We start from the raw sequence: 18,067 nt of genomic DNA, 5'->3' as shown, positions 1-18,067 counted from the left end.
GGAAAACCGGGCCCGGAGCTCACACCAGGGAGTCCTTCCACGCCGCATGAAGGGTCGCGAAACGGCCCGTCCCGCCGATCAGCTCGGCAGGCGTGCCGTCCTCCACCACCTCGCCGCCGTGCACCACGAGCACGCGGTCCGCGATCGCCACGGTGGAGAGCCGGTGCGCGATGATCAGGGCCGTCCGGTTGCCGAGGAGCTTCTGGAGGCCCTCCTGCACCAGGCGCTCGCTCGGGATGTCGAGCGACGACGTCGCCTCGTCGAGGATCAGGACCGCCGGGTCGGCGAGGAACGCGCGGGCGAAGCTGATGAGCTGCCGCTGCCCGGCCGAGACACGGCCGCCGCGCTTGTTCACGTCCGTGTCGAAGCCCTCCGGCAGGTCGAGGATGAATTTCTCGGCTCCGACGGCCCGCGCAGCCGCGACGATCTCCTCACGGCTCGCCTCGGGCTTGCCGAGGGCGATGTTGTCCGCCACGGATCCGCTGAAGAGGAACGCCTCCTGTGTCACCATGACGACGGCGCGCCGCAGGTCCTTCGGGGCGAGGTCCCGCAGGTCCACGCCGTCGAGCGTCAGGCTGCCCTCGGACACGTCGTAGAAACGCGCGATCAGCTTGGCCAGCGTGGACTTGCCGGCACCCGTCTGGCCCACGAGGGCGACGGTCTGTCCGGCACCGATGGCCAGGTCCATGATGGGCAGCACCACCGGGCCGTTCCCGTACCGGAACGAGACGTCGTGGAACTCGACGGCACCGCGAGGGTGCGGCAGGGACACCGGGTGCTTCGGGGGCCGGACGGTGGGGACCTCCTCGAGCAGGCCCGAGACCTTCTCGAGTGCCGCGGCGGCCGACTGGAACGAGTTGTAGAACATGGCCATCTGGTCCACGGGCTGGAAGAAGCGCTTGCTGTAGAGCAGCAGGGCCAGGAGGGCACCCACCTCGAGCGTGCCGCCGAGCACCCGGAAACCGCCGGACACCAGCACGACGGCGACGGTCACGTTGCCGATCAGCACGAGGCCGGGCTGGAAGACGCCGTTGAGGTTGATGGAGCGGACGGTGACCCTGCGGTAGTCCTCCGCGAGGTCGTCGTAGCGCCGGGCGTTGACCGCCTCGCGACGGAAGGCCTTGACGGCGCGGATGCCGGTCATCGTCTCGATGAAGTGGACGATCAGCTTCGCCGACACCACCCGGGACTCGCGGTACGCGATCTGGGAGTGCTTCTGGTACCAGCGTGCCAGGAGGAACATGGGCACGGCGGCGGCGAGGATGAGGAAGCCGGTCCGCCAGTCCAGGGCGAAGATCGTGGCCGCCGTGAAGAGCATGAAGATGGCGCCCGAGGCCAGGGAGCTGACGCCCGAGTCCAGCAGTTCGCGCAGGGCCTCGAGGTCCGAGGTCTGGCGGGAGATGATGCGCCCCGAGGTGTACTTCTCGTGGAACTCGAGGCTCAGCCGCTGGGTATGACGGAACACCCGCAGGCGCAGGTCCAGCAGCATGGCCTGGCTGAGCTGCGCCGTCGCGCGGACATAGCCCGCGGTCAGCACGGAGGCGAGCACGGCGGCGAGGAAGTACGTCCCGCCGGCCACCCACAGCAGGAGCGGATCGCCCGCGATCAGGGCGGGCAGGGCGCGGTCGATGCCGAGCGCGATGATCGCCGGTCCGGCCACACGGGCCGCCTGCGAGATCACGACCAGCAGGACGGTCCAGACGAACTGCCGGCGGTTGGGCCGGATGAGGGAACCCAGGAGCCGGAAGGACCGCGAGCGGACCGACCTGCTCTGCGCCCGGTCGAGCAGGACGTCGTCCTCGTTGAGCACGCCGGCGGAGGTGGTGCCGGCTCCGTCCTTCGGCGCCCCGCCCGTTGCTGCCGTGGTGCGGCTCATGCCAGCGCCTCCTCGTCGTCGTGCGCGGGTTGCTGCAGGGGCGGGACGGTGCGTCCCAGCTGCGCGATCTCCTCGTCGTCGAGGCTCGCGATGACGTAGCGGTAGTGGTCGTTGCGGGCGAGCAGTTCGGAGTGCGTCCCGACATCGGCCACCCGCCCGTCCTGCAGCAGCGCCACCCGGTCCGCCAGGGCCACCGTGGAGGGCCGGTGTGCGACGATGAGCGTCGTGGTGGTGGTGAGCACCGCGCGCAGCCCCTCCGAGACGCGTTCCTCCGTGGCGACATCGAGCGCCGAGAGCGGGTCGTCGAGGACGAGCACCGTGGGCTGGGCGGCGATCGCGCGTGCGAGGGCGATGCGCTGGCGCTGGCCGCCGGAGAGGCTGAGCCCCTCCTCGCCGATGAGGGTGTCGAGCCCGTCGGGCAGCTCGTGGGCGAACTGGGCCTGCGCCACATCGAGCGCCTCGGCGAGGATCCTCTCGGCGTCCGCGCCGGTGGCGTCGGAGCCCATGAGCACGTTGTCGCGCACGGAGTTCGAGAACAGCGTGGTGTCCTCGAACGCGACGGCGACGAGCGTGCGCAGCTCCCCGAGCGTGAGGGCGCGCAGGTCCACGCCGTCGATGCTGATGCTGCCTGACGTGACGTCGTACAGGCGCGGGACGAGCTGGAGCAGGGTGCTCTTGCCGCAGCCCGTGACGCCGACGAGCGCCATGGTCTCGCCGGCCCGCAGCCGCAGGTCGATGCCGTCGAGGACGTCGCCGGCGTCGTCCTGTGCGTCGGGGTAGCGGAAGTGGACGGCGTCGAACACCAGGTCGCCCCGGGGTGCCCGGAGGTGCACGGGCGACGCCGGATCGGTGATGGTGTTCTCCGACTCCATGACCTCGTAGTGCCGGTCGATGGCCGTCTTCGCCGTGAACGTCATGGCCAGCAGAGGGCCGATGAACTCCACGGGACCCGCCACCGCTGCCGCCGTGGCGAAGAAGGCCACGAGCGCGCCGATGGAGACGTCACCGCTCGCCGCGAGGGTGATCCCGACGACGAGGGACGCACCGAGCGCGAGCTCCGGCAGCAGGGTGACGATCATGGAGAAGTTCGCGAGGGACCGCGCCTTGAAGATCTCGGTCCGGCGCAGTTCCTCGGCCTGCTCCTCGAAGTCCTCCAGGGCCTCGCCGCTGCGACCGAACGCCTTCAGCACGCGGATGCCGTGCACCGACTCCTCGACCGTCGTCGCGAGGTCGCCGGCCTGGTCCTGGCTCTTGCGGGAGACACGGCTGTAGGACGTACGGAAACGGTAGCCGTAGACCATGAGCGGCACGGCGGCCGCGACGAAGATCAGGGCCAAGACCCAGCTCATGAAGAACATGACGACGACGCCCATCACCACGGTCAGCGAGGTCACCACGAGCATGATGAGGCCGAAGGCCATCCAGCGCCGCATCAGGTTGAGGTCGCTCATGGCGCGGGAGAGGAGCTGGCCGCTGCCCCAGCGGTCGTGGAACTCGACCGTCAGGTCCTGCAGGTGCCGGTAGAACGAGGTGCGCATGTTCGTCTCCACAGCCGTCGCCGGTGTGATGACGAACTGGCGGCGCAGCGCCACGAAGGCGGCCTCGAGGACCCCCAGGAGCAGCACGACGCCGGACGCGATCCAGACGGTGCGGGCGGAGCCGCCCTCGGCCAGCGCGTCGTTGATGAGGATGCGCAGCACCTGGGGGATGGCGAGGGCCATGACGCTCGCGCCGAGGGCGCAGAGCAGGCCGAGGAGGAGTCGCGGAAGGATGGGGCGGACGTGCGGATAGAGCCGCCCGAGCGATTCCCGCAGTGTGTTCTGGTGCTTCATGCCATCTCTTCGGTGATCGATGGTGGTTGGTGTCCCTCAGCAACCATCCTAGGCCAGCAGGGCTGTAACGCCGATCACGTTACGGGAATCCGAAGAAGCAGGAAGCAGTGGCTAACGCGCGCTCCGGGGGGTAAGCGTCAGGAGCACGGCTTCCGGCCGGCAGGCGAACCGGATCGGCGCGAAACGCGATGTCCCGATGCCGGCCGAGACGTTGAGCGGCACGGAGCGGCCGTCGTGCTCCCACTGCGTGAGCCCGCGAGCCCGCCAGGTGGGCAGGTCGCAGTTGCTGACCAGGGCACCGTAGCCGGGCACGCACACCTGGCCGCCGTGCGTGTGGCCGGCGAGGATCAGGTCCGCTCCGCCGTCGGTGAAGTAGTCCAGCACGCGCTGGTAGGGGGCGTGTGCCACGGCCACCCGGATGTGGGGCGCCTCGGCGGAGGTGCTGCTGCCCGCGGGGTAGGGCACATAGCGGTCACGGCCCAGGTGCGGATCGTCCACACCGGTGAAGTCGATGCGGAGGCCTCCGAAGCCGACGGACTGCGCCCGGTTGGTCAGGTCCACCCAGCCGGCAGCACCGAAGGCGCTGAACATGTCCGCCCACGGGAGGTCCTGGGGCTCCGACGCCTTCGGCGCGATGGACGGGCCGGCGAAGTACCGCAGCGGGTTCTTGAACACGGGGGCGTAGTAGTCGTTGGACCCGGGAACGAAGACGCCCGGCACCCCCAGGAGGGGTTCCAGCGCCTCGAGCAGCGGTCCCAGGGCTTTCCTGGAGCTCAGGTTGTCACCCGTGTTGACCACGAGGTCGGGCTTCAGGCTCGCGAGGCTGGAGAGCCAGTTCGCCTTCGACTTCTGCCCGGGGACCATGTGGATGTCGGACAGGTGCAGCACGCGTAGGGGAGAGGAGCCCTGCGGGAGGATGGGGAGGGTCTCCTCCCGCACCTGGTACAGCGTGCGCTCGACGGTCGAGGCGTAGGCGAGGGTTGCGGCCGCCGTGGTCAGGGTGAGGCCTGCCGCCCAGCCGAGCGGTGCCCCGCTCCGGGATGTAGAAGTCGATTTCACGCTAGCCGTTGCCTCCGTTGCCGTTGTTGCCGGCAGCGCCGCCGGTTCCTCCAGTGGTACCACCGGTGGTACCGCCGGTGCCAGTTCCACCGGTGTTCGTCCCGGCGCCCGGGGTGGCGGGTGTGGTGGGGCGGGTGGGGTTGGTCCCGCGCTGGGTGCCGTTGATCATGGCAGCCGGAGGGTTGGCGAAGGGCGTGCCGACGTACAGGCCGGGGATCTGCTGCATGAAGCGTGCCCATGACGGGGCGGCGATCAGCGAACCGTCGATCTCCGGGTAGGTGCGCCCGCCGATCTGCAGGCCGCTCAGGGAGGTGTTGCCCTCCTTCCAGTTGCCGATCCAGCTCGCGGTGACCATGCCCGAGTTGTAGCCCATGAACCAGGTCTGCGAGCGCTGGTCGTTGGTGCCGGTCTTGCCGGCCATGGGGATGTCCCCGAACTCGAGGAGCTGGCCCGAACCGCTCTTGATGACCTCCTGGGTGGCGTAGTTGACGCCCTGGGCGGTCTCCTTGGAGATCGCCTGCTTGCAGGTCACGGGGGCTACCGGGTAGCTGGTGCCGTCCGCGGCGGTCACCTCGGTGATGGCCCGCGGCTGGCAGACACTGCCCTCGGCCGCGAATCCTCCGTACGCCGTCGCCATGGAGAGCGGTGCGACGTCCTGCACGCCGCCGATGAGTCCTGGCGCGAGGACGTCGAGGCTCTCCTCCTCGCCGCTGGCACTCTTGCCGTTGTGGATGCCCATGTCGTTCGCCATGCTGAAGATCTTGCACATGTCGAGCTGGCGGGCGGTCTCCATCGTGATGGTGTTGTAGGACTGGGCCAGTCCTCGCAGGACGGTGAAAGTGCCGTAGTTCGTGTCCCCGTAGTTCTGCGGGGAGTAGCCCTTGCCGTCGTCACTGAGGACGGTGTAGGAGCCGCCGGGGAGGCAGCTCGCAGGCCACTTGTCGCCCTCGGGGTAGACGCGCTTGCGGCCGTCGATGGCCGTGTTCAGGGAGCGGCCGGAATCCACCCACGCGGCGACCGTGAAGGGCTTGAAGGTCGACCCGGGCTGGAATCCGCCGACGCCGCCGAGGCTCTTCGCGGGATCGCCGCCCTGGTACTGGTCCACGTTGAAGTTGAGGACCGAGTCGCCGGGTGCCTCTCCGGGCATGTAGCGCGTGTTCTGGCCCATCGACAGGATGTTCCCCGTCTTGGGGTCGAGGCTCACCATGGAGTGGCCCACCGCGCCGTCGGTGCTGTCGGGGTTCGCGGTCTCGTTGATCGCGGTCTGTGCGGCCGCCTGGACGCGGGAGTCGAGCGTGGTTTTGATGGTGAGGCCGGACCGGTTCAGCACCTTCCTGCGCTGCTCCACCGTCTCGCCGTAGGCGGGGTCGTTGAGGATGAGGTGCGTGACGTAGTCGCAGAAGTACGGGGCCTGGGCGGCGCCGACGCAACCGCTCAGCGTCGGGGTGACATTGAGGCCGAGATCCGTGGCGACGGCGGCGTCGTACTCCTCCTGCGTGATCTTGCCGTGCACGAGCATGGCGTTGAGCACGAGGTTGCGCCGCTCGAGGGACCGTTCGGGGTTCTCCGTGGGGCTGTAGTAGCTCGGGCCGTTGACGAGGCCCGCCAGCAGGGCGCTCTGCGGGATGGACAGATCCTTGGCGTCCACGCTGAAGAAGTACTTTGACGCGGCCTGCACACCGTAGCTCGTGCCGCTGAACTGCACGATGTTGAGGTAGCCCTCGAGGATCTCGTCCTTGCTGAGCTCCTTCTCGACGGCGATGGCCAGCTTCATCTCGCGGAGCTTGTCGCCGACGGACTTGCCGCCGCCGTTGAGCGTGACCTCCCCGCCGTTCTGGCGGGCCGAGTCGTTCAGGGTGTTCGTGACGAACTGCTGCGTGAGGGTCGATGCCCCGCGCTGGGTGCCGCTCGACACGTTGCTGGCGATCGCGCCGAGGATGCCCTCGAGATCCACGCCGCCGTGGTCGTAGTAGCGGTAGTCCTCGATCGCGATCAGGGCGTCCTTCATGTACGGGGACACCTGATCGAGGGTGACGGGCTGGCGGTTCTCCTCGTAGAGGGTCGCGATGAGCGATCCGTCCGCGGCCAGGATGTTGGTCGGCTGGGCGAGTGCCTCGCGCTCCAGCTCGGCCGGCAGTTCCTCGAAGAACTGGAGGGAGGCGGAGGCGCCCGTACCCGCGGCGGCAGCCACGGGCACGAGGAGGCCCGCGGCGAGCACACCCGCGAGCCCACTGATCCCGAGGAATGCAATGATCTTGCCGAGGGTGGTTGCCGTGTCGAAGAGGGGTGATTTGCGCGCAGCCATTATTCCAGTTTACAAGCACGCGCTAGGCTTTCCTCATGACGAAATGGGAGTACTCCACGATTCCGCTCATCATCCATGCGACGAAGCAGATCCTCGACCAGTGGGGCGAGGACGGGTGGGAGCTCGTGCAGGTGGTCCCCGGACCGGACGGGAACGGCCTCGTGGCGTACCTCAAGAGGGAGAAGAGCTAGCAGTGCCTGCTGGAGATACGGCGGTTTCCGCCGTCGAGGCACGCCTCTCGGACCTCGGCATCGCCCTTCCCGACGTGGTCCCCCCGGTGGCCTCCTACGTCCCGGCCGTCGTCACCGGCAGCCACGTGTACACCTCGGGCCAGCTGCCCTTCATTGGGGGCAAACTCACAGCCACGGGCAAGGTCGGGGCCGACGTCGACGCCGCAGCGGCGGCGTCCCTCGCAGCCGCCTGCGCCGTGAACGCCCTCGCCGCGATCAAGAGCCAGATCGGGGACCTCGACCGCATCACGCGGATCGTGAAGGTCGTCGGATACGTGGCATCCGATCCCTCGTTCACCGGTCAGCCCGCCGTGATCAACGGAGCGTCCGAGCTGCTCGGCGCCGTCCTCGGTGATGCCGGGGTGCATGCCCGGTCCGCCGTCGGCGTGGCCGTCCTCCCCCTCGACTCGCCCGTCGAGGTCGAGGTCATCGCGGAGTTCGTCTAGGCCGTGGACCGTCTCAGCACCCGGTTCTTCCCTGTGGCCCCGGACCAGCGCACGGCGGCGCAGAGCTGGATCGAACACGGGGAGCGCACACCGCTGAAGGCCCGGCCGGCGTCGTCCGTGGTCCTCCTGCGCGACAGCGCGATCGGCACGGAGACCTACCTGTCCTACCGGCGCGGGCAGTCGCCCCTGGGCGTCCTCGGGTTCCCGGGCGGGAGCATCGAGGAGTCCGACGACGACGAGCTGCGCTGGTTCGGGCCCACGCCGTCGATGTGGGCGAAGACCCTCGGCGTCGAGGACCACCGCGTGGCCCGCCGGCACGTGCTGTGCGCCATCCGGGAGCTGTTCGAGGAGACCGGCGTCCTGCTCGCCGGTCCCGATGCGTCGTCCCTCGTCGAGGGCACGCAGGTGAAGGAGTGGATGAAGGCGCGCGAGGCCATCAACGAGGGCGAGTGCCGCTTCGCGGACATCCTCGGCCGTCGCGGCCTCGGCGTCCGGACCGACCTCATCAAGCCGATCTCGCACTGGGTCACCCCCGACTTCGCGCACCGCCGCTTCGACACCCACTACTTCGCCGCGGCGCAGCCCGTGAACCAGGAGCCGAGCATCCTCGCGAGCAAGGGCGTCTGGGGACAGTGGCGCTGGGCGGCCCAGGAGATCGCCGACCGCGACACCACCCGGCTCGGCGACGAGGTGGGCCAGCCGAACACGGTGGGCCGCACCCTGAGCGAGCTGGCGGTGCCGGCGGTCGAGATCATCCTGGAGAAGATCGGCTCCTCGCGCGGCTGTATCGCCTATCTCTCCCACAAGCGCCCGGTGAAGCTGTACCACCCGCAGCTCGAGGAGCACGACGGCGATCTCGTGCTCCAGGTCGAGTGCCCCAAGCTCACCGAGGGCGGATCGGTGCAGCGGGGGCGCTGACGCGCCCACCCGGATGGCGGCGTCAGGCCACCCAGCTGACACCCCCACCCGGATGGCGGAAGGCACCCGCCGGCGGCGGGTGCCTTCCGCCATCCGGACCTCAGCGGCTGCGCTGGCGCAGGCGCTGGATGTCGAGGATGACGACGGCGCGCGCCTCGAGGCGGAGCCAGCCGCGCTGGACGAACTCGGCGAGGGCCTTGTTGACCGTCTCGCGGGACGCCCCGACGAGCTGCGCGAGCTCCTCCTGCGTGAGTTCGTGCGCCACGAGGATGCCGTCGGTGGCCGGCCGGCCGAAGCGGTCCGCCAGATCCAGCAGGGCCTTCGCCACGCGCCCGGGGACGTCGGAGAAGACCAGGTCGGCGAGCGACTCGTTGGTGCGGCGGAGGCGGCGGGCAAGGGCCTGCAGCAGCTGGGCCGACACCTCGGGGCGTGTCTCGAGCAGGGCCCGGAGGTCCTCGTTCTTCAGCCCGGCGAGGCGCGTCTCGGACACGGCGGTCGCGGTCGCGGTGCGGGGACTCGGATCGAACAATGCCATCTCGCCGAACAGCTCACCCGGGCCCAGGATCGCGAGGAGGTTCTCGCGCCCGTCCTGGGCGGTGCGTCCGAGCTTGATCTTGCCGGAGACGATGAAGTACAGCTGGTCGCCCTGGTCCCCCTCACGGAAGACCGACGAACCGCGGGGGAGATCCACCTCGATGAGCTCGTCCGTCAGCGCCGCGAAGACGTCGTCTCCCAGTGATGCGAAGAGGGGTGCCCGGCGCAGTACCTCGATGTCCATGAATTCTCCTGATGCGTGGTGTCGTTCCGCGGCTGTCCCCGCTGTCTTCTCCTGTCCATCTTGCCGTACCGGAGCGGATGTGACGACTGATACACACTTCGATCACTGCCGGGAGGCCCGCATCCAGCGGCTCGGGACCGTACTCCCACGCTCTTCCCATGACGCGCCGCTAGAATCGCTCGCAGTGTCGGGATGCACGCCGTTCTCCCGCCGTCCAGAGCCAGGGAGAACGTTCGTGCCGGAATTCAGCCTCGCGGGGTTCACGCTCCTCGACCTCGTCCTGGTCGTGGTCCTCCTCGGCTACCTCGTGACAGGGCTCCGCAACGGCTTCCTCGTCACCCTCGGCGGCATCGCGGGCTTCGTCGCCGGGGCCGTCGCCGCGTTCTTCGCCATCCCCCTCGTCAGCGCGTGGGTCCCCGACAACCCGTGGCGCCTGATCGCCGTGATCGGCACGGTGGTGGTGCTCATCATCGTCGGTCAGGCCGTCGGATCGGCGCTCGGGGCGTCCATCCGCCGGTGGTCCGACGTCCCGCCGCTGCGCATCATCGACCGCATCCTCGGCGGCGTCGTGAACGTCGTCGTCGCGGCGCTCGTCCTGTCGATGCTCGCCTTCGGCGTCGGGACCCTCGGCGTCCCCTTCCTGTCCCAGCAGATCGCGTCCTCGCAGGTGATCCGGGCGATCGACACGGCCACACCCGGTCCCGTACGCACCTGGATGGCGCAACTGCGCACCATCGCGGTCGACGACGGCATCCCCACCATCCTCGAGAGCGTGGGACCCGCGACGCCGGCCGCTGTGCCCGACGCCTCTGTGGACACCCCGGAACTCGCCGCCGCCGCCGCGTCGGTGGTCCGCATCACCGGGACGGCCTTCCAGTGCGGCCAGAACCAGACCGGCTCCGGATTCGTCGTCGCACCGGGACGGGTGATCACCAACGCGCACGTCGTCGCCGGTGTGGACGAGCCCGTCGTGGAGGTCCCCGGCGGCGGTGCGCTGCCCGGTCGGGTGGTGCAGCTCGACACGGCCCGCGACATCGCCGTGATCGCCGTCGACGACCTGCGGGCCGCTCCGTTGCCGCTCGGCCAGGAACTGGACAACGGGACGACGGCGGCGTTCGCCGGCTACCCCGCGGGCGGCCCCTACCGGATCCAGCCCGCGAGCGTCCAGGGCCTGTCACCCGTGCTCGTCAACAACATCTACGGCGCCGAGCCGCAGCCGCTCCAGGTCTACAGCCTCGCCGCGAACGTCCAGCAGGGGAACTCCGGCGGACCCCTGCTGGATCTGCAGGGCCGCGTGGCCGGCGTCGTCTTCGCGAAGTCCACGGCCGATGCGCCCGTCGGGTACGCATTGTCCCTCGAGGAACTGCGCCCCATCGCCGAGAGCGCGCCCGATCTGGCCGAGGCCGTCTCGGCCGGGCAGTGCGCCCGAGGCTAGGGCAGACCCCGCTGCTACGCTTTCACCGCACGGCTCGCTCTCGGATCAGGGGGAACTGCGTTGTCCCAGGAATCAACCGCACGCACGGGGCGGACACGACTGGCCACGCCGCCGGTGTTCATGTACCACTCGATCAGCCCGTCCCGCCTGCCGGATCCGCACCGGTTGCGGGTCCACCCGGACCGGCTGGACCGGCACCTGGGACTGCTGCGGCGACTGGGGTTACGCGGGGTGTCGCTGTCCGAGTTGCTGCGCGCGGGCGAACGCGGGGAGGCACGCCGCCTCGTCGGCCTCACGTTCGACGATGGCTACACCGACTACCTCGAGCACGCCCTCCCGGCCCTGCAGCGCCACGGCATGAGCAGCACGCTCTATGTGGTGGCCGGTGGGCTCGGCGGCACCAACGAGTGGGACGACGGCCCCCGGCTCGGTCTTCTCGACGCCGATCAGGTGCGTGCCGTCGCCGCTGCGGGGCAGGAGGTCGGCAGCCACACCATGACCCATCCCCACCTGCGCGGTGTCGGTGCCGACTCCCTGGTCGAGGAGATCAGTGGAAGCCGGGAGGTCCTGCAGGACGTCCTGCAGACCGGAGTCGCGAGCTTCTGCTACCCGTACGGCGAGTTCGACGAGGCCGCCACCGGTGCCGTCCGTGCGTCCGGGTACGACCACGGGTGCGTGATCGGGGACTACGACCCGGGCGACCGGTTCACCCTGCCGCGCTGCTACATCAGCCCCCGGGACACCCCGGCGCACCTGGTGGCCCGCATGGTGCGGCACTCACTGCGCCTGGGACTGCGCGGGCGTCGCTGATCCCGCACCGTCATCGGAGCGCGTCGGCCGGGCCGCCTTCCGCGCACGCCGTGCCTCCACCGCCAGCAGCACGCGCTTCGCGGCACGCCGCGCAGCGAGGAGACCGTCGGCGGAGACCATCGCCGCGCGGCCCCGCATCGTCCGGGGCACCCGTAACTGATGGAGCGGCACGGACCGCGCGGCGAAGTCGGACTTGTACGGTTCGTCACCCACCGTGAGGTCGAAGTAGGACTTGCCCCGGCGGATGGCGTCCTGCACCAGGCCGTCGACGATCAGGAGCCCGAGCGAGTAGTTCCGGAGACGTTCGACGTCGTAGCCCACGAGCAGGAACAGTTCCCGGTCGGGCTCCACCAGATCGAGGGCGATCGCGACCGGCTCGGCTCCGACGTCCAGCACGACGAGCCGTCCCGGGCCTCCGAGGCGCACGCTGTCCTCGGCGACGGCCTGGTAGAAGGCAAAGGTGGCATCGTCCTGCACGAGGTCCACGCCGCGCCGTTCGGCGAAACGGGCCGACCGGAAGGCGCGCATCCTCCGCATCAGGGGCTCGACCTCGGCGGCGGCCGTCACCACGCGCAGGACCCGCTCGCCCTTGGGGCGCAGACGCTTGTACTTGCGCTCGAGGTGCCGCACGAACGCCGCGTCCAGGGTCCCGCGCCACGCTTCCGGGGTGCCCTCCAGGGTCATCAGGTGGGTGTCGTAGTGGTGGCGGCGCACGAGCGCACCGCCCAGCAGCGCGGCCATCGCGTCGGGGGAGCCCACGACGCGGTCCACGCGGAGCAGGTCGAAGCCCCCGAGCGTGCGACGGATCCCGGCGACGACCTCCGGACGACGCGAGAGTTCCACCAGCACCGGTTGCGGGACGACGGCGGCGTTGTAGTCCGCCACTCCGAGGTCGGCGAAGGTGAGCGTACGGACGGCCCTGCCGACGCGGACCAGCGGCAGCACCAGCACCAGCCCCCGGTCGGTCTCCCGCCGAACGGTCACCACGACCGGTCGGGCGCCCCGGGCCGGAGCCAGCGTGGTGTAGAGGCGGTGCAGCCAGACGCCGTGCTGGAACGACGTAGCCCCGGAGTCGGCGTGCAGGGCGGCGTACTCGGCGGACAGGAAGTCGAAATCGTCCTCACGCCCGATGATGTAGCTCATCGCGGTCCTCGCCTCCGGGGTCGTCGTCGCACCACTCAGGACACGGCCGAGCCCACGACGATCTCGGGCCGACCGGATCCGGCGGGACGGCCCGGTATCGGCGATTCGCGGCCGGGTGGGGTCAGAGTACCAGCAGCCTCCTCCGGGAGCACCGGTCCGTCGGGCAGCGCCTGCGCCCGCGGCGCGGACCGGGAAGTCCCGGCCCGGTGCGGCCGGCGCTTCAGAGCCATTCGATCGATTGCCCGTGCGGCCCGGTGCGCGCGACCGACCGACCGTTGTGCTGCAGCACGAACCTGCCGTCCTCCTCACCCGCCACCCTCTCCAGGGCGCCGGGCACCCCGTCGAGCGTGCCGGCGCCCTCGTGCGACAGCCAGTGCAGGGGGCGGTCCCGGTCCGCTGCGAGCCGCAGCATTGTGTCGCGGAACCGCTGCCGGCCCTCGGCGTCGAGGTACGCGAGGACGGCACTGTGGAACACGACGACGACGGCGTCGGACGGTGCGCGCCCGATGAGGGGCAGGAGCTGCTCGTTGAGGTCGCCACGCACGAGCAGCGGCGGGTCCTCCCGCACCACACCCAGCGCGGCCCTGAGGCGCTCGGCGCGGAAGCCGTGCTCGGGCCAGACGAGGGCCTCGAGCCACCGCACGTCATCCGCATCCCCCGCGTCGAGCGGGTTCAGGTCGATACCCGCGCGCCAGGTGACGGCGGGAAGCGCCGACGGGAGCGGGACGGCCCCGGTCACCGAGCACGCGAGGGGCGGGACCGGGGAGCCCGCAGCGGGCGTGAGGGTCGGGCCGGGGGAGTAGGCGTACGCATACCGGTCGGGGAAGAGGCACGCGCCCGCCGACGCGCCGACCTCGATGAGTGCCAGCGGCCTGCCCTCCCCGGTGCTGATCGCGGCGAGACTCGGCAGCAGGACGGCGCAGCGCCCCGCCTCGTTCGTCTGGGTGGTTCGCGTCTCCATGACGTGGCGTATCTCCTCCCAGTGCCCGACGACGAACGAGCGGAAGGCGCGGTAGCCCCCGAGGGGCACCCCGGCGAAGCGGGCCGCGCCGAGGAACAGGACCGGCTGGCGGCGCGCCGGCGGAAGGGAGTCGAGCAGGGCGAGGACCTCGTCGTCGTCGCTCACACCCGTGCACCACTCGTCGTACAGGGGTGAGTACCCACGGGCGTCGGTCTCCGCGAAGCGCCGGTAGCGCGCGGATGTCGTCATTTCTGTCCCGCTCATCGATCCTCCCGTTTCGCAGGTATTTCCCCGGTGTAACCCGCAACCGCCGGGCTGCGCATGATGCCAAATCGTAACCACTCCGGCCCCCGAAATACTGTTACGGGCCCTCCCGGAAGTTAGGCTCGTCACACGGATCAGCGCGCTCGCCGCCGTGGTCCCACGGCTGCCGGTAGATCCGGTAGGAATCACTCGTCCACCAGGAGCACTTATGTCTAACCGAGGCACATCCGTGCGCGGCGCAGGTTTCGCGAGGAAACGCGCGGCGCTCACAGCAGGATTCTCCATCGCAGCACTCCTCCTCACCGGCTGCGTGCAGAGCCAGCGCGAGGAGAACACGGGCGCCGAGGGTGAGGGCGACACCGCCGTCGACTCCACCTTCGTCTTCGCAGCATCCGCCGACCCGAAGTCCCTCGACCCGGCCTTCGCCAGCGACGGCGAGTCCTTCCGTGTCAGCCGCCAGATCTTCGAGGGGCTTGTCGGCGTCAAGGAAGGCACCGCCGACCCCGAGCCCCTGCTCGCCGAGTCGTGGGAGACCTCCGAGGACGGCCTGTCGACGGCCTTCACCCTGAGGGAAGGCGTCAAGTTCCACGACGGAACCGATTTCAACGCCGACGCGGTCTGCTTCAACTTCGACCGGTGGTACAACTGGACGGGCCTCCAGCAGGCCGAGACCGTGTCCTACTACTACAACAACCTGTTCCGCGGCTTCGCCGACAAGCCCGAGAATGCCATCTACGAGTCCTGCGAGGTCGACGGCGACAACGAGGCCACCGTCACGCTCGCCAAGCCCTTCGCCGGGTTCATTCCCGCACTGTCCCTCCCGGCCTTCGCCATGCAGAGCCCCACGGCCCTCGAGCAGTACAAGGCCGACGAGATCGGCGGCTCCGCTGAGGCGCCGCAGCAGAGCGAGTACGCAACGGGCCACCCCGTCGGCACCGGCCCCTTCAAGTTCGATTCCTGGAACGTCGGACAGCAGGTCGAACTCTCGATCTTCGAGGACTACTGGGGAGAGAAGGGACAGATTACCGAAACGATCTTCCGGATCATCGACGACCCGCAGGCCCGCCGGCAGGCCCTCGAGGCTGGAACCATCGACGGCTACGACCTCGTCGCACCCGCCGACACCCAGTCGCTGAAGGACGCCGGCTACAACGTCGTCGCCCGCGACCCGTTCACCATCCTGTACCTGGGCTTCAACCACAAGGTCGAGCAGCTCGCCGACCCCAAGGTTCGCGAAGCCATCGCCTACGCCATCGACAAGGAAGCACTGGTCAGCCAGACCCTTCCCGAAGGCACCAAGGTCGCAACCCAGTTCATCCCCGATGTCGTCGACGGCTACAACGAAGAGGTCGAGACGTACGACTTCGATCCGGAGAAGGCCAAGGAGCTCCTCGCCGAAGCAGGCTATCCCGACGGGTTCGAGATCCAGTTCAACTACCCGACGAACGTCTCGCGCCCCTACATGCCCACCCCGGAACAGGTCTTCACCAACCTCCAGGCCCAGCTGGCCGATGTCGGGATCACCGTCACCCCATCACCCGCCGCCTGGTCCCCCGACTACCTCGACCAGGTCCAGGGAACCGAGGACCACGGCCTGCACCTGCTCGGCTGGACCGGCGACTACAACGACACCGACAACTTCATCGGCGTGTTCTTCGGCCGGGAGAAGCCGGAATTCGGCTTCAGCAACCCCGAGCTGTTCTCCGCACTTGATGAGGCACGCGGCATGAGCGACCGCGACGAGCAGACGAAGGCGTACGAGGAGATCAACCAGCAGATCTCCGAGTTCATCCCGGCCATCCCGCTGGCGCACCCGGCTCCTTCGCTGGCGTTCAACGAGCGCGTCACCTCCTACCCGGCGAGCCCCGTCAATGACGAGGTCTTCAGCAACATCGAGCTGAGCGAGTAGCAGCAGTACCCGTGTGGAGCCGGTCCCGGTCCCGGGACCGGCTCCACCCTGCTGTACTACCCCTGTCCGGCCCGCGCCGGTCGACCCGGAAGGATCCCCAGTGTTACGCGTCATCGGTAAGCGGCTAGCGCTGCTCATACCCACCCTGTTCGGCCTGTCCGTCCTGCTGTTCCTCTGGGTACGCAGTCTCCCCGGCGGTCCGGCGACCGCACTGCTCGGCGAGAAGGCCACGCCCGATGCCATCGCCCGGGTCAACGAGCTGTACGGGTTCGACCGCCCGCTCCTTGTCCAGTACTTCACATATATGGGCAAGCTGCTGCAGGGCGATTTCGGGGTGTCGATCAATACGGGACGGCCCGTCCTGGAAGAATTCGCCACCCGGTTCCCCGCGACGATCGAACTCACCATCGTCGCCCTCATCTTCGCCATCGGCGTCGGCGTCCCGCTCGGCTACCTCGCCGCGCGGCACTACGGGCGTTTCCTCGATCACAGTTCCGTGGTGCTGAGCCTCATCGGCATCACCGTCCCGGTGTTCTTCCTGGCGTTCATCCTCAAGTACCTCTTCGCCATCCAGTGGTCCATCCTGCCCCCCGACGGTCGGCAGAATCCGCGCATCGACGCCACCCACTTCACCGACTTCTATGTACTCGACGGGATACTCACGGGGGAGTGGGATGCCGCCTGGGACGCCGTCCTGCACCTGATCCTCCCCGGGCTGGCGCTGGGCACCATCCCGCTCGCGATCATCGTCCGCATCACGCGGGCCTCGGTCCTCGAGGTACAGAACGCGGACTACGTCCGCACGGCCCGTGCGAAGGGCCTCATGGAGCGCTCCATCAGGGGCAGCTTCATCCTGCGGAACGCCATGCTCCCGGTCGTCACGACCATCGGCCTGCAGCTGGGCCTGCTGATCTCGGGAGCGGTCCTGACCGAGACGGTCTTCGCGTTCAACGGGATCGGCCGGTTCCTGCGCGACGCGATCTTCGGCCTGGACTACCCCGTGCTCCAGGGTTTCATCATCTTCATCGCGATCCTGTACGCCCTGATCAACCTGATCGTGGACCTGTCCTACTCCGTCATCGACCCGAGGGTGCGTGTGCAATGAGTACCATCCTGCCTCCCGCCGCCGACGGCTCCGCGGCACCCACCGATCCCGCGATCGACGCCGGGCGCGGCACCGGCCTCTGGAAGGACGCCTTCCTCGGGCTGCGCAGGAACCCGCAGGCCATCGTGGGCGCCGTCATCATCGGGCTCTTCCTGCTCGTGGCGATCCTCGCTCCGATCCTCGCGCCGTACGGCGGGGACGACCTCCCCGGGCGGACGTCGATCACCCCCACCACCATCCCCAGACCCGGGGAGATCGACGGCTTCCCGCTGGGCCTGGACCGCTTCGGCGGGGACGTGCTGAGCAAGCTGATCTGGGGCGCCCAGGCATCCCTGCTCATCGGCGTGGTCTCGACGGCGCTCGGGCTCGCGGGCGGCATGCTGCTCGGTGTCCTGGCGGGCGGTCTCGGCGGCTGGGTGGACAACGTCATCATGCGCTTCGTGGACATCCTGCTCTCCGTGCCGAACCTGCTGCTCGCCGTGAGCATCGCCGCAGTGCTGGGCCAGAGCTCCTACGCGATCATGATCGCCATCGGCGTCTCCCAGATCCCGATCTTCGCGCGTCTCCTGCGCTCCTCGATGCTCTCGCAGCGGGGCGCCGACTACATCCTGGCGGCGCAGACCCTCGGGCTCAGCCGCCGGACGATCACCATGAGCCACCTGCTGCCCAACAGCATGGGGCCGCTGATCGTGCAGGCCACCCTGACGCTGGCGACCGCCGTCATCGATGCGGCCGCGCTGTCCTTCCTCGGCCTCGGCGGCGGACTGCCCCAGGCCGCGGAGTGGGGGCGCATGCTGACCTACGCACAGGCCGAGCTCTCGGTCGCGCCGCAGCTCGCCTTCCTCCCCGGCGCCTGCATCGCCATCACGGCGCTCGGGTTCACCCTGCTGGGTGAGTCCCTGCGCGAGGCCCTCGACCCGAAGACCCGCAGGAAGTAGTCCACCCCACGCGAGCGGCCATCGACCTCCGGATCGGTGGCCGCTTCCGTATGCCCCT

15 protein-coding genes are annotated in these 18,067 nt (G+C 69.5%); 8 read left to right on the top strand and 7 right to left on the bottom strand.

Going from position 1 to position 18,067, the window contains the following annotated elements:
* Positions 1 to 19: 19 nt before the first annotated feature.
* The 4 genes from CI785_RS16635 to CI785_RS16620 all read right to left on the bottom strand — a co-directional run bounded on the left by CI785_RS16635 (position 20) and on the right by CI785_RS16620 (position 7,072).
* Entirely contained in the window at positions 20 to 1,876 is a 1,857-nt protein-coding gene (locus CI785_RS16635) for an ABC transporter ATP-binding protein (protein ID WP_105033168.1), read from the bottom strand.
* On the bottom strand, positions 1,873 to 3,708 hold the full coding sequence (locus CI785_RS16630) for an ABC transporter ATP-binding protein (protein ID WP_105033167.1): 1,836 nt from the start codon (positions 3,706 to 3,708) through the stop codon (positions 1,873 to 1,875). Before CI785_RS16630 ends, CI785_RS16635 begins: the two co-directional genes overlap by 4 nt.
* A 111-nt stretch (positions 3,709 to 3,819) precedes the next feature.
* A complete protein-coding gene (locus CI785_RS16625) occupies positions 3,820 to 4,767 on the bottom strand; it encodes a metallophosphoesterase (protein WP_105033166.1) in 948 nt (315 codons plus the stop codon).
* 1 nt (position 4,768) lies between these two features.
* A complete protein-coding gene (locus CI785_RS16620; protein ID WP_105033165.1) occupies positions 4,769 to 7,072 on the bottom strand; it encodes a transglycosylase domain-containing protein in 2,304 nt (767 codons plus the stop codon).
* 35 nt (positions 7,073 to 7,107) lie between these two features.
* Here CI785_RS16620 and CI785_RS16870 point away from each other — a divergent pair, with 35 nt between their 5' ends.
* Genes CI785_RS16870 through CI785_RS16610 form a run of 3 tightly spaced genes read left to right on the top strand, consistent with a single transcriptional unit; the run spans position 7,108 to position 8,666 of the window.
* Positions 7,108 to 7,263: a Sp36 family protein gene (locus CI785_RS16870; RefSeq protein ID WP_108724255.1), complete on the top strand. Its 156-nt coding sequence runs from the start codon at positions 7,108 to 7,110 to the stop codon at positions 7,261 to 7,263.
* A gap of 2 nt (positions 7,264 to 7,265) precedes the next feature.
* Positions 7,266 to 7,748: a RidA family protein gene (locus CI785_RS16615; protein ID WP_105033164.1), complete on the top strand. Its 483-nt coding sequence runs from the start codon at positions 7,266 to 7,268 to the stop codon at positions 7,746 to 7,748.
* Between the two features lie 3 nt (positions 7,749 to 7,751).
* Entirely contained in the window at positions 7,752 to 8,666 is a 915-nt protein-coding gene (locus tag CI785_RS16610; RefSeq protein WP_105033163.1) for an NUDIX hydrolase, read from the top strand.
* A 100-nt stretch (positions 8,667 to 8,766) separates the two neighbouring features.
* Here CI785_RS16610 and CI785_RS16605 read toward each other — a convergent pair whose 3' ends face one another.
* The gene (locus tag CI785_RS16605) at positions 8,767 to 9,444 is read right to left on the bottom strand and encodes a Crp/Fnr family transcriptional regulator (protein ID WP_105033162.1); all 678 of its coding nucleotides are present in this window, start codon (positions 9,442 to 9,444) and stop codon (positions 8,767 to 8,769) included.
* Positions 9,445 to 9,679: 235 nt separating this feature from the next.
* Here CI785_RS16605 and CI785_RS16600 point away from each other — a divergent pair, with 235 nt between their 5' ends.
* Complete coding sequence (locus CI785_RS16600; protein WP_240615259.1) at positions 9,680 to 10,879, top strand: MarP family serine protease; 1,200 nt, start codon at positions 9,680 to 9,682, stop codon at positions 10,877 to 10,879.
* 60 nt (positions 10,880 to 10,939) lie between these two features.
* Positions 10,940 to 11,689, top strand: a complete 750-nt coding sequence (locus CI785_RS16595; RefSeq protein ID WP_205753656.1) for a polysaccharide deacetylase family protein — start codon at positions 10,940 to 10,942, stop codon at positions 11,687 to 11,689.
* On the opposite strand, the gene CI785_RS16590 is transcribed toward CI785_RS16595, so the two are convergent.
* The gene (locus CI785_RS16590) at positions 11,657 to 12,832 is read right to left on the bottom strand and encodes a GNAT family N-acetyltransferase (protein WP_105033160.1); all 1,176 of its coding nucleotides are present in this window, start codon (positions 12,830 to 12,832) and stop codon (positions 11,657 to 11,659) included. The genes CI785_RS16595 and CI785_RS16590 overlap by 33 nt on opposite strands.
* Before the next feature lie 220 nt (positions 12,833 to 13,052).
* The gene (locus CI785_RS16585) at positions 13,053 to 14,057 is read right to left on the bottom strand and encodes a DUF2332 domain-containing protein (RefSeq protein WP_240615258.1); all 1,005 of its coding nucleotides are present in this window, start codon (positions 14,055 to 14,057) and stop codon (positions 13,053 to 13,055) included.
* 208 nt (positions 14,058 to 14,265) lie between these two features.
* Between CI785_RS16585 and CI785_RS16580 the strand changes: the two genes are divergently transcribed.
* The 3 genes from CI785_RS16580 (at position 14,266) to CI785_RS16570 (ending at position 18,009) form a co-directional block, all read left to right on the top strand.
* The gene (locus CI785_RS16580; protein ID WP_105033158.1) at positions 14,266 to 15,966 is read left to right on the top strand and encodes an ABC transporter substrate-binding protein; all 1,701 of its coding nucleotides are present in this window, start codon (positions 14,266 to 14,268) and stop codon (positions 15,964 to 15,966) included.
* 100 nt (positions 15,967 to 16,066) lie between these two features.
* Entirely contained in the window at positions 16,067 to 17,071 is a 1,005-nt protein-coding gene (locus tag CI785_RS16575) for an ABC transporter permease (RefSeq protein ID WP_105033157.1), read from the top strand.
* Positions 17,068 to 18,009 carry an ABC transporter permease gene (locus CI785_RS16570; RefSeq protein WP_105033156.1) on the top strand — a complete coding sequence of 314 codons (942 nt, stop codon included), beginning with the start codon at positions 17,068 to 17,070 and terminating at the stop codon, positions 18,007 to 18,009. Before CI785_RS16575 ends, CI785_RS16570 begins: the two co-directional genes overlap by 4 nt.
* The last annotated feature ends 58 nt before the right edge of the window (positions 18,010 to 18,067 follow it).

The organism is Arthrobacter ruber (assembly GCF_002954225.1).
In the GTDB taxonomy this organism is placed as follows: Bacteria; Actinomycetota; Actinomycetes; order Actinomycetales; family Micrococcaceae; genus Arthrobacter_D; species Arthrobacter_D ruber.
Note: the sequence above shows the minus strand (reverse complement) of the source record. Positions and strands in the feature narration are given on the sequence as shown.

Excerpts from the sequence above, each read along its gene's own strand:
- CI785_RS16635 (WP_105033168.1), bottom strand. The coding sequence starts at position 1,876 with ATGAGCCGCACCACGGCAGCAACGGGCGGGGCGCCGAAGGACGGAGCC.
- CI785_RS16630 (WP_105033167.1), bottom strand. The coding sequence starts at position 3,708 with ATGAAGCACCAGAACACACTGCGGGAATCGCTCGGGCGGCTCTATCCG.
- CI785_RS16620 (WP_105033165.1), bottom strand. The coding sequence starts at position 7,072 with ATGGCTGCGCGCAAATCACCCCTCTTCGACACGGCAACCACCCTCGGC.
- CI785_RS16870 (WP_108724255.1), top strand. The coding sequence starts at position 7,108 with ATGACGAAATGGGAGTACTCCACGATTCCGCTCATCATCCATGCGACG.
- CI785_RS16605 (WP_105033162.1), bottom strand. The coding sequence starts at position 9,444 with ATGGACATCGAGGTACTGCGCCGGGCACCCCTCTTCGCATCACTGGGA.
- CI785_RS16590 (WP_105033160.1), bottom strand. The coding sequence starts at position 12,832 with ATGAGCTACATCATCGGGCGTGAGGACGATTTCGACTTCCTGTCCGCC.
- CI785_RS16585 (WP_240615258.1), bottom strand. The coding sequence starts at position 14,057 with ATGAGCGGGACAGAAATGACGACATCCGCGCGCTACCGGCGCTTCGCG.
- CI785_RS16580 (WP_105033158.1), top strand. The coding sequence starts at position 14,266 with ATGTCTAACCGAGGCACATCCGTGCGCGGCGCAGGTTTCGCGAGGAAA.
- CI785_RS16570 (WP_105033156.1), top strand. The coding sequence starts at position 17,068 with ATGAGTACCATCCTGCCTCCCGCCGCCGACGGCTCCGCGGCACCCACC.